The sequence below is a fragment of the Sphingobium psychrophilum genome, from assembly GCF_012927105.1.
Lineage (GTDB): Bacteria > Pseudomonadota > Alphaproteobacteria > Sphingomonadales > Sphingomonadaceae > Sphingobium > Sphingobium psychrophilum.
This window is the reverse complement of record NZ_JABBFV010000044.1, coordinates 1-10,596: the sequence shown is the minus strand read 5'-3', so window position 1 is coordinate 10,596 and position 10,596 is coordinate 1. Positions and strand designations below refer to the sequence as shown.

The 10,596-nt window shown below is 58.4% G+C and carries 12 protein-coding genes and 1 pseudogene; 9 read left to right on the top strand and 4 right to left on the bottom strand.

The genetic code is table 11. The annotated features are described in order from the left end of the window. A pseudogene (locus HHL08_RS24610) lies at positions 1–260 on the bottom strand (type IV secretory system conjugative DNA transfer family protein); the annotation flags it as partial. Then, on the bottom strand, positions 257–547 hold the full coding sequence (locus tag HHL08_RS24605; RefSeq protein WP_062734581.1) for a hypothetical protein: 291 nt from the start codon (positions 545–547) through the stop codon (positions 257–259). The gene HHL08_RS24605 and the pseudogene HHL08_RS24610, both read right to left, overlap by 4 nt. Before the next feature lie 170 nt (positions 548–717). On the opposite strand from HHL08_RS24605, the gene mobQ reads away from it, so the two are divergent. The 9 genes from mobQ (at position 718) to HHL08_RS24560 (ending at position 7,640) form a co-directional block, all read left to right on the top strand. Continuing rightward, the gene (gene mobQ, locus HHL08_RS24600; RefSeq protein WP_169575501.1) at positions 718–1,809 is read left to right on the top strand and encodes a MobQ family relaxase; all 1,092 of its coding nucleotides are present in this window, start codon (positions 718–720) and stop codon (positions 1,807–1,809) included. After that, positions 1,806–2,309 (top strand): hypothetical protein, encoded by a 504-nt coding sequence (locus tag HHL08_RS24595; RefSeq protein WP_169575500.1) that lies wholly within the window; start codon positions 1,806–1,808, stop codon positions 2,307–2,309. The genes mobQ and HHL08_RS24595 overlap by 4 nt, the downstream gene beginning before the upstream one ends. A gap of 175 nt (positions 2,310–2,484) precedes the next feature. Beyond that, positions 2,485–3,777, top strand: a complete 1,293-nt coding sequence (locus HHL08_RS24590; protein ID WP_169575499.1) for an AAA family ATPase — start codon at positions 2,485–2,487, stop codon at positions 3,775–3,777. Next, positions 3,770–4,414: an RloB family protein gene (locus HHL08_RS24585; RefSeq protein ID WP_169575498.1), complete on the top strand. Its 645-nt coding sequence runs from the start codon at positions 3,770–3,772 to the stop codon at positions 4,412–4,414. Before HHL08_RS24590 ends, HHL08_RS24585 begins: the two co-directional genes overlap by 8 nt. A gap of 299 nt (positions 4,415–4,713) precedes the next feature. Beyond that, on the top strand, positions 4,714–5,178 hold the full coding sequence (locus HHL08_RS24580) for a toll/interleukin-1 receptor domain-containing protein (protein ID WP_328804753.1): 465 nt from the start codon (positions 4,714–4,716) through the stop codon (positions 5,176–5,178). 121 nt (positions 5,179–5,299) lie between these two features. Then, entirely contained in the window at positions 5,300–5,848 is a 549-nt protein-coding gene (locus HHL08_RS24575) for a recombinase family protein (RefSeq protein WP_169575496.1), read from the top strand. Between the two features lie 74 nt (positions 5,849–5,922). After that, positions 5,923–6,576, top strand: coding sequence for a ParA family partition ATPase (gene parA / locus HHL08_RS24570; protein WP_169575495.1), 654 nt, complete (start codon positions 5,923–5,925; stop codon positions 6,574–6,576). Further along, a complete protein-coding gene (locus HHL08_RS24565; protein ID WP_169575494.1) occupies positions 6,573–6,869 on the top strand; it encodes a ribbon-helix-helix domain-containing protein in 297 nt (98 codons plus the stop codon). Before parA ends, HHL08_RS24565 begins: the two co-directional genes overlap by 4 nt. A gap of 45 nt (positions 6,870–6,914) precedes the next feature. After that, positions 6,915–7,640 carry a hypothetical protein gene (locus HHL08_RS24560; RefSeq protein ID WP_206378088.1) on the top strand — a complete coding sequence of 242 codons (726 nt, stop codon included), beginning with the start codon at positions 6,915–6,917 and terminating at the stop codon, positions 7,638–7,640. Between the two features lie 5 nt (positions 7,641–7,645). Here HHL08_RS24560 and HHL08_RS24555 read toward each other — a convergent pair whose 3' ends face one another. Then, positions 7,646–8,704: a replication initiator protein A gene (locus HHL08_RS24555; RefSeq protein ID WP_206378087.1), complete on the bottom strand. Its 1,059-nt coding sequence runs from the start codon at positions 8,702–8,704 to the stop codon at positions 7,646–7,648. Between the two features lie 469 nt (positions 8,705–9,173). Further along, positions 9,174–10,596, bottom strand: a 1,423-nt coding sequence (locus HHL08_RS24550; RefSeq protein WP_235955298.1) for a type IV secretory system conjugative DNA transfer family protein, incomplete at its 5' end; no start/stop codon positions are given.

Here is a 10,596-nt window from a genome sequence, read left to right as displayed (position 1 = left end):
CCGGATTCCAGACCGCGCACATCGTCACGCGATCCGAAGCGGGCCGAGCCGAGTAGTTCGTTGCGGCCCGCTCGATTATTGATCCGCCAGACCGCGACCATCACCAGGGCGAACGCGCCCCAGGCGATGATGCTGGCGAGAACTTCCGGCAGCAGCTTGCCGACCAGATATTGCACGACCAGGCACACCACGAATGCACCGACGATCGCACGAACCCATCCTATCCCCCGATCGCCCCCGACCAGTGGGCCTGCCATCATTCCTTCTCCTTCAGCCGCTTCAGCAGAGGGGCCATCAACGCATGGTCACGCTCACGGGTCAGGAACATCGGCAGTTCGCGTTGCAGCAGGGGCGCGAGCTGGCGACCGGTGGGCGTATCCTCGTCTAGGTGGTGGAGGATGAACGCGCCAAGCATGATGCGCTCGCGGGTTTCAGCTTTGCGACGTTCGGTCGAGACGCGGGCCTCAAGCGCTTTTCGCCGCTCACGTAGCTTGCGCTCGTCCTCGCGCATTTTCTCAAGGCGCTCTTCAACCGGTGTCCGTGCCATGCCGTCCTCCTATGGCAATTCGCTATAGCAAATGAAACAGCATGAGGCTACCTTATGAAGATAAGGGCACGCTTATACATTGGTTCCCAATGTGCGTGGTCCTAGTGGGGGCGTTGCCCCCGCCGGACGGCTCCCCCCTTAAGTGAAGTAAGGCAGAAGGGCGCGGCGTCGTGGCGATCTACCATTGTTCGGTCAAAGTGATCTCGCGGGCCACCGGGCGCAGCGCGGTCGCCGCCGCCGCCTACCGGTCGGGCGAGCGGCTGACCGACGAGCGCCTAGGCAAATGCCACGACTACACGCGCAAATCCGACATCGAGCATCGCGAGATCATGGCCCCCGACCGCACGCCCGACTGGATGCTCGATCGCGCCCGTTTGTGGAACGCCGTCGAGGCGGCCGAGCGGCGCAAGGACGCCCAGCTTGCCCGTGAGGTGGAAATCTCCCTTCCGCGTGAGCTGGACGCGGAGGGGCGGCGCGCCCTGGTCGAGACCTATGTGCGCGAGCAGTTCGTGTCCCAAGGCATGATTGCGGACGTGTCGCTGCACCGGGGCCATTCGGCGGACGGTCAGGAGCAGCCGCACGCGCATGTCATGCTGACCATGCGCGACCTCACCGGCGAGGGGTTCGGGAAGAAGAACCGGGACTGGAACGCGGCGAAGCGGCTTGAGGGGTGGCGATCGGCCTGGGCCGACCATGCCAACCAGGCGCTGGAACGGGCCGGGTGCGGTGAGCGCATCGATCATCGGTCACTCAAGGATCAGCGCGAGGCGGCGCGCGACCGGGGGGACGCGGAGGGGCAAGAGGATCTAGGCCGGGAGCCGTTGGGCAAGGTGCCGTTGTCGGCGGTGGCGATGGAGCGCAAGGGCAGGCCCACCGAACGCGGGGACGAACAGCGCGGGGTGCAGGCGCGTAACCGGGAGCGGCGCGAGCTGACCCAGCAGCTTCGCGACCTCAGCGCCAGGATCGCGGAAACGATGCGCGGCATCGGCGACAAGGCCAAGGACATGGCGCAGGGGCTGCGTGACCGCCTGGGCGCGGCATGGGGGCGTCAGGAGCAGGACGCCGATCGCGGCGCAGCTGAGCGGATCGCGGAGGCGACGGCGCAGCGGGGCGAGCGTGACCATCACACCCCGGAGCCAGGAAGCGCCGCCGACCGCATCGCATCGCGTATAAGTGACAAGGGCGGATCGGATCACGATCAGGCCGAGCGCGATCGGGAGCGCACCAAGGACAAAGATCGGGACAGGGGCCGCGAACGATGAGCGATGACAGCGACGATCCCGTGGTGGCGCTGCTGGCGACCCAGCGGGCCGTGCTGGCAGCTGTGGAGAATCTAGCGGGCCAGGTCGAAGCGATGCAGGGCAAGGTGGACGCCATGGGCGAGACGCTGGCCCAGCTCGTCGCCGGCAGCGTCGGCGCATCGGGTGCCGGCGTCGGTCGCGTGCTGACCTTGGGCGACAGGTTCAGGGCGGCGACCGACAAGGAAGCTGCGGCAGACCCAGAGCTATGGGCTGCGCAGGGGAATTATATGGTAGCCCAGGCGATCGCCAAAGGGCTGAACAAGGGCGATCCCGAAAGCGCGGCGCGCGATGCAGCGCACGCGCGCGAATGGATTGCGGATCAGCTCGACCGGGGCCGGGTGTTCGAGCCAGGCAAGGTGCGGGATAGCGAAAAGGGCGCGGTGGCGGTGGTCGAGCCGATCCACGAAGAGATGTTTCCGGGGCGCATCAAAGCGCAGCATCAGCTTGATCGGGAGCGGTAGCGTCCTGCCCCATGAGGGTGAGCATGACCGAGGGCATCGCGCAGGGGGTAGCCCTGCGTCCAGCATTGCTGATCATCGCTTCTTGTGGAAATTGCGATAAAGAGCCATAGAGATTGAATTAAGCTCTTTTGTGTAGATTCTTTACGCAGAAAGCTCAAAAAAGAGATGCGCATCCATGATTATCGATCTTACGGTCACAAATTTTCGATCGTTCCAAAGCGAACAAATGTTCAGCATGAATGTCGAAACTGCGCGCGACCGTCACCCGGGCAACTTCGCTGAGATAGAAGACGGCAAACTGGCTGTCCTCAGAACGGCAGCCATTCTCGGCGCTAATGCCTCTGGCAAGTCCAACATCCTGTCAGCTTTCCGCGCCCTGCAATGGATGGTGCTCGAATCGGCCTCGCGTAAGGAGGGCCAGCGCATCCCGCCTTACGAGCCATACCGTCTATCTAAAGCTAATATTGAGGCACCAGTACGCCTCGAAATAGAGTTCGTGGTGCCGTCGGGTATCCGATATCGCTATGAAATTGCTTATCTTAGTGATCGTATAGTCGAAGAGCGCCTTTCGTCCTTTGCCCGGCGGCAAAGAGCGCTGATTTTTGAGCGCGGTGCCGACGATAATTGGGAAACAATCAAGTTTGGCGGAACATACAAGGGCGGCCATCGGCGATTGCCGTTCTTCCAAAACGTTGCTTATCTATCGCGGGCAGGCAACGATGCATCAGCACCGGAAGCAATTCGCGAAATTAGGCGCTATTTTGAACGATGGTCGCTCATTGTCCCTGGGCAGATGATTGTAATGCCCCGCTATCTTGATGACCCAGAGCATATGCGGACGGTTAGCGAGCTAATTTGTTTGGCTGACACTGGCATTGCGACCGTTCGTCGGGAAGTTCGCGAGGATACCTCAAACCTCCGGTTCCCAAGCGATATGCCTGATGCGGTCAAAGAAGTTTTGATCGAGAAGAACAGCGTCGATTACAAATTCTCCATCAAATCAGATGATGGGGAAATGATTGATTTTGATCAAGATGAAATGTCAGATGGCACTATAAAGCTATTAGAGACGCTTCCTCTAATAATAGACTCTCTAAAAAATGGAAGTGTGACATTTTTTGACGAGTTAGATGCTAATCTTCATACTGATCTTCTTTCTCTTATCCTGCAAATATATAACGATCCGATTGTTAATGCGAAGAATGCGCAACTTATATTCACTACGCATGATACAAACGTATTAGATTCTAACATTCTTCGGCGCGATCAAATTTGGTTTGTCAGTAAATCTTCTGGTTCTTCGTCTGTTAAGTCACTTGATGAGTATGAGAAGAACAGAGTTCGTCATGACAGCCCCTTCGAGGCATTTTACAGGGACGGTCGCTTAGGGGCAGTACCAAAATTCTCTTATGCCCGCGTGCGTGAAGTTATTCTGGCGTCGATCGAGGCTGGAGAAGCTAATGCCTAAACCTCGTAAACCGGCTACGCAAATTCCCGAAAAAACGATGAAGATTTTTTGCGAGGGTGAGAAAACAGAGCCAAATTATATTAACAGTTATTTAGATCATATCGGCAGCACCAATCAGCAATCAGTTGTGCGTGTTGAGAAGACCCGAAAGAATACACCAGTTCAACTGGTAGAAGCCGCGATTAACGCAAAAAATAATCCTGCCACTCTTCCAGATGACATATTTTGGGTAGTATATGACCGTGAAAATGTCGCTAAATACACTGATGCGCTGCATGCAAAAGCTAGAAAGATGGCGGACCAAAAAGGCATAAATATTGCGCTGAGCAATGTATGTTTTGAGTATTGGATACTTCTTCATTTGGTAGACACCCAAGCGCCATATTCTGATTTTAAGGATCTTAAAAAAACAAGCGCACTCAACGCCGAGTTTAAAAAACTCGATTGCGATAACTATGAAAAATCGAGTGCGACTATTTTTGACATAGTTAAGCACGGATTAGACAATGCTCGAACACGTGCTGTTAGGCTGAATGCGGCCGGAAAGCAGAATGCTCAGCACGGACGGGATCAGGATCACCAAATTAATCCTTATATGGGTATGGTAGATCTTCTTGATGATATTGATAATTTTTAAATTATCTAATTTAGATACAAAACTAGATTTGGCCGCAAGAAAGAAATTGGGGTAAAGTGTAAATGGCTAAATGTACCGCACCAGTTCGTGGACATACAGGTGGCGGCGCAGCGTCTTGCCCTGCGTGTTCTAGCCGGTCGCGTTACGGTGGCCACAGCAGCTATGACTCCAGATCATACTCGCCCCCCTCATACTCTTCCGCAATCGGCAGTGGCCGGAGCAGCGGCGGGTCCGGTCGCCGCACATCAAAGCCTCGTTGGTCGGGTGGCAGTTCTTCGGCGTGGTACACACCCGAACAAGTGCAGGCGCTTACGCCGGTTCGCGAGAATGTTGAGAGCTTAGCGGCGGCGCAGCCGGACCTTCGAGATGTGTTCCTTTGCCATGCATGGGATGATAGGCAGGGTTCCGCCAAAGAGCTTCATGATTTACTTGAGGCGCGGGGCGTCCGGGTGTGGTTCAGCGAGAAGGATCTTGGCCTTGGGGTGCCGATGATGCGGGCGATCGACAAGGGTTTGGTCAATTCGCGTGTTGGTATTGTTTTGGTGACTCCAGCTATGTTGCGCCGTCTCCCGGCCGAAGGCATCGCGGATAAAGAGCTTTCGGCACTCCTTCGCCGTGAGAGGCTCGTCCCCGTTGTTCACGGAACGACATATGACGAGCTTGAGCAGGTTAGCCTCCTGCTAGCTTCCCGAGCTGGGCTAAACACAGCGGAAGAGTCTATGGCGGAAGTCGCAACCAAAATCGCCGAACTGGTCGCTATCTAGACTGTCAGAGACCCACCATTTCCGCGACACTGATGCAAAACTCACAAGTTTTGCATCAGATCGGAACATGAGGAAATCCAGGATCTTCCCTGATGCAAAAATCTGATGCACGATTCCGGCCATGATCTACGGCTATGCGCGCGTCTCCACCAACGGCCAAGATTTGGCCCAGCAGCTCGCCCAGCTCACCGCTGCCGGATGCGCCAAAATCTACCGCGAGAAGATCAGCGGAGCGACTGCCGAGCGACCACAGCTCAAGCGCGCGATCGGCGCGCTGGACGATGGCGACGTTTTGATGGTGACGGCGACAGACCGGCTTGCCCGCAACACCCGCGACCTATTGAACATCCTCCATACGGTGAAGGAGGCCGGGGCTGGCTTCCGTTCACTGGCTGAGCCGATGGTGGATACGACTTCGCAATTTGCCGAAGTGATAATCGCGGTGTTGGGGATCGCTGCGAGCTGGGAACGGGAGCGGATCACCGAGCGCACCGCCGCAGGGCGTGTCCAGGCAAGGGCGCGCGGTGTCAAATTCGGCCGCAAGAGCGCCCTCACCCCTCACCAGCAAGCAGAGGCTCTGGATAGGCTGACAGCAGGTGACACGCAGCGCACCGTCGCGGCGCTGTTCAATGTCAGCCAGGCGACCATTTCTCGGCTTGTAGGTCGATAGCTTCGCGTTGACGGCCCTATCAAATTAGTTCCTTATGTCCACATGCAAGCATGTGAACATGTAACGGAGCAAACATGCCAACAATCGCGATAATAAGCCAGAAGGGCGGCGCAGGGAAAACCACCCTCGCTTTACACCTAGCCGCAGCCGCCGAGGATGCGGGCCATACCGCCCTTGTGATCGACCTAGACCCGCAGGCGACAGCCAGCCAATGGGCAGCATGGCGCAAGGACGCCCCGCCCTTGGTGATCGACAGCGCCCCCCCGCGTCTTGCCGCCAAGATCGAGCAGGCCATGAGCCAGGGTGCGGACTTTGTCGTGATCGATACTCCGCCCCATGCCGACAGCGCGGCCAGTGCCGCCGTTGAAGCCGCCGACTTGGTGCTGATCCCTTGCCGACCGAGCGCCTTTGATCTTGCCGCCGTGCAAACAACGGCCAGCCTTGTGAAGATGCGCGGCAAGCCCGCCTTTGTGATCTTCACCGCAGGCAGCCCGACCGCGCCGCGCATGTATGACGAAGCGGCCCAGGTGGTGCAGGGCTACGGTTTGGAATCCTGCCCGCACATCATCCCCGACCGCGCTGCGTTCCGCCACGCAGCCGCAGAGGGTAAAACAGCCATGGAAATCGAACCCAATGGTAAGGCCGCTCAGGAAGTCCGGCAGCTTTACAAGTGGGCATGTGGGCATGTAAACATGCAAACATCTAAGAGACGGAGGACCCCCGCATGAGCCGCAAAGGATCATTGCTAGCGCTTCGCGACCGCGAACCTGCGCTAGCTCCAAAACCCGAAGCACCAGGCAAGGCGGCAACCATCCCCGCAGCCGCCAGCAGCAAAAGCCCGAGCACTACGACCGCGCCGAGCCGCCAGGGCAAGAAAGCCATGACGGGCTATTTCAGTCCCGAAATGTCGTTCGCTATGCACATGACCGCTCGCAAGAACGGCATGAGCTTACAGGACGCCATGGCCGAGGCGTTCAACGACTGGCTGCGTAAGATGGGGGAAAGTCCTGTAGGCAAGTGAACATGAGGGCAAGAGGTCATGCGAACATGCAAACATTCGCAGAAGGTGGAAAACTTCGCCGCGCCTCTTGCAATGTTGCCAATTCGTTCCAATGTCGAGCATATGCTGCCTGAACCGACCGCGCCACACTCTCTTGGTATAAGTGGCTTCAAAGCATCCAAAAACACAGGCGGGTATAGAGCGACCAGCCATATCAACAGGCGTGTGACGCAATCAATCTTCCGGGCATTCGACTATGCAGCGGAAATCGGCACCCCTTTAAACCTCTATGTCGTCGTGAACCTGCATGAAACAGACAAGAAATCTACCGCAACCATCTTCGCCGATATTCGCCACCGCTTTCGGGACTGGCTCTATTACATTCGCCGAACCAAGCGGGATATTTGCCTGAAACCCATCTACATCTATGCGCTTGAAAACCCTCGCGACGAGCATCCGCACGCAAATTGGGCGGTCCATATTCCGCCGGAGCTTGAAGGCGAATTTCGGCGTAAGCTCCCGATGTGGATTAAGCGGGCGCAGGGGGTATGCGGCATCCACGACTGCGACGTGCAACCGATCAACCCCGACTATGCGAAGAAGCTCGCCAAATATATCGTGAAGGCAACAGACCCTCTCTATCTGGCGCACTTCTACCTGACGGATGAGGCGAACGACCAAGGCACGATCTACGGCAAGAGGGCAGGGGTTAGCCCGTCGCTCGGTCATGCTGTGAGGCGTGATGCCAATTTCAGGCCACGACGCCGGACTTATTGGCAACGGGCCGCGTAATCTTATCAGCGCAGCGGATTCCGTTCGTGCCGCTTTTTGCACCAGCCCAAGAACGCCGCATCGGGGTTTTTTAGCTCTTGCCGTCCTTTGTCGTCCCAGAACGACAGGTAATCCGCCTTTAGCGCATGTACGTCATAGCCAGGCGCAACCGTTCTGGCGCGTTCCAATGCTGTGTTTGAAATCATCGGAAACAGCATCGTTTGGGGCGGGGCGGACTTGGATTCGCGAGGCGTAAAGGTGACTTGATTTGCGTCCTCATTGAGCAGGATCGCATAATCAGGGAAGTGGCTGTGGAGCGTGTCTTGCTCAACGATCACCTTGAGCAGCCGCTTGAACTCCTTCGCGGTCGATTGCGAGCCGCACTTTTTCTGGATCGTATCGAGGCCGAATTTGACGGGCTTCCCAGGGAAACCGCAATGCTTGCGAGCGATCTCATAGAGGCGGCGCTCTAGGGGCTTCCGCAGCCGGAAATAGCGACGATTGAGGGTGAGCACTTCCTTTGCTCGAATGGCATTGAACACCCAATCGGATAGCTTCACTTCCACGTCGATCATGCGCCCGTCGAAACTTTCGCGGATGATCGAGGCCCGATCCACTAGGCTGAAAACGTCCCATTGGGCTTGCCCGCCCGTGATGATGTTCGTTTCTATCTGCGTCCCTTGCAGCCGTTTGAACGCGGCCTTGAGCTGCTCATAGCCGCGCCCGTCAGTGCCGCGATTTGTTGCTACAAGCAGATCGTAAGCCTTGAAGCGGACGACCTGGCTAACCTTCTGACCCTTGTTGAGCGCGGCCATAATCTGGCTGATGCAGTAGATCAGCACATCACGATCATGGACGGTCGCCAGGCCGTTGGGGGAAGGGGACACGCGCAGGATTGCGTTGCCATGCTCATAGGCCCGCTTTGTGAAATCGGGCTTTGTGGACACGCTGAAAATCGGGTGTTCCATCGAAGCCATATCGCCCTTGGGCGCAGCGTCGAAGATGTCGCACACGAAAAAGTCCTGCTGCGGATAGCGGTCCGGCAGGAGCGGGGAGCGGTCATCTTGATTCGTGTTATCACCCACCAGAGGAGGCTATCGTGTTATCACCCACCAAGGCAACGAGTATCGTGTTTTCACCCACCCCGGCCTGTGCATAAGGCCTGATTTCTATTGTGTTATCACCCACCAAGTTTCGTGCTTTCACACACCATTTATCGTGTTTTCACCCACCGGCCATGATCTCAAATGATTGATATATATGAATTATTCAGCATGTTTTGGCAGCGTAACACTGAATCTAACACATAATAACACCTACGGTGGAAAGCATATAGAATTGGCCTAACGGCCAATGCGCTGTTCGATGCGTGACGGCGATGCCGTCACAAGAGCGGCCACAGGCCGCTGGGCTTCCGAGGGGGGAGTGGGGCGGGTTCAGCGTCCAATCGCGTCCTAGCGCCGTGCGGAGAGGTTCAGGACGGCCAGGAGGCGGGGTTGTGGTCCTTCCCCGTTCCGCTGCGCCATCGGCGACGTTCGCGCGCCCTGTGGCCGCTCAACCGGGATCGGCCAGCCCGGCAAACTCGCGCTGATCGTAATATCTGATCTTCTCCACGATCAACGGGGCCTGCCCCTGGAGCATCAATAGCTGGTCGGTGGGCCGCATCCGCATAATCTCGTCGGGGTTCATGAGGTTTCGGGCGCTGATCTGCGTGCTGGCCGAGCGGGTGAGCTTGCCGCCGTCGAACATGCTCGCCTCGGAATAGCCCGCTGTCTGATATTCGAGGGTTTCCTGCCCCAGCGTCTTGGATAGCAGTTCGGCGGTGGCGAGGTCGTTCACCCCGAACGCCTGAAACACCCCGGCATTCGACATGAAGGTGCCCGCGCGCTCGCCATAGAGGGCGCGCAACTGGTGCATGTCCTGCAAGATCGGCCAGAGCTGCAACCCGTATCCGGCCATCAGGCCCATAGCCCGCTCGACAGGTTCCAGCCTGCCCAGGGCGGCGAACTCATCGAGCAGGAACAGGACGGGCCGTGCCGGTTTGACCGGCGAGCGCGCCATGTCGGTGAGCGCCTGGGCGACCAGCAGGCGCAACCAGCGCGAATAGGCGTCGAGCCGGTCAGGGGGGAGGCAGAGAAACACCGTGGAAACCCCCTCTTTCAACCCCGCGAAGGTGAAGTCGGACGCGGCCATGCTGGCGACGATCCGGGGGCTGTCGAGAAAATGGGTATGGCGCTGGGCCGACGACAACACCCCTGCGGCCTCGCGATCGGACTTGCCGAGTTGGCGGTTGGCGGCGCGGGCGATCAGGCCACCGGCGCCGCGGCTGTCCTGCATCAGTATGAGCAGATCGGCGAACGCCTTGGGGGCGAGCGTCAGATACTCGCGCACCGTCGCCAGGGTGCGGTGTTCGCGGTCCTCATGGACCACGGCATAGAGGATCAGCCCAGCGATCAGCGCCTTGGCTTCCTCGTTCCAATGGGCTTCGCCACCTTGCCCCGCTGGATCGTGGACCAGGGCGTCGGCCAGCGTCATCGCATCTTCGGCCAGATCAAGGCTGGCCGGGTCGAGACGGTCGAGCGGATTGTAGCGGGCAGGGGGTTGCCCCGACACCTCGAACGGGTCGAGGCACCAGACCGGACCCTTGCTGGCGCGCGCCCTGGCGGTGACGCGCGCATTCTCGCCCTTGGGGTCGATGCAGATCACCGAGCGGTCGACGGTCAGCAGATTGGGGATGATGGTGCCGACGCCCTTGCCGCTGCGGGTCGGGGCCATCGTCAGCAAATGGGCGGGGCCGCCATAACGGAGCAGCTTGCCCGATTTGGCCGATCGACCGATGAGCAGATCGCCGTCGCCGGATTCCAGACCGCGCACATCGTCACGCGATCCGAAGCGGGCCGAGCCGAGTAGTTCGTTGCGGCCCGCTCGATTATTGATCCGCCAGACCGCGACCATCACCAGGGCGAACGCGCCCCAG

Coding starts and splice junctions, on each gene's coding strand:
- HHL08_RS24585 (WP_169575498.1), top strand. CDS start 3,770: ATGCCTAAACCTCGTAAACCGGCTACGCAAATTCCCGAAAAAACGATG.
- parA (WP_169575495.1), top strand. CDS start 5,923: ATGCCAACAATCGCGATAATAAGCCAGAAGGGCGGCGCAGGGAAAACC.
- HHL08_RS24605 (WP_062734581.1), bottom strand. CDS start 547: ATGGCACGGACACCGGTTGAAGAGCGCCTTGAGAAAATGCGCGAGGAC.
- HHL08_RS24590 (WP_169575499.1), top strand. CDS start 2,485: ATGATTATCGATCTTACGGTCACAAATTTTCGATCGTTCCAAAGCGAA.
- HHL08_RS24565 (WP_169575494.1), top strand. CDS start 6,573: ATGAGCCGCAAAGGATCATTGCTAGCGCTTCGCGACCGCGAACCTGCG.
- HHL08_RS24595 (WP_169575500.1), top strand. CDS start 1,806: ATGAGCGATGACAGCGACGATCCCGTGGTGGCGCTGCTGGCGACCCAG.
- HHL08_RS24575 (WP_169575496.1), top strand. CDS start 5,300: ATGATCTACGGCTATGCGCGCGTCTCCACCAACGGCCAAGATTTGGCC.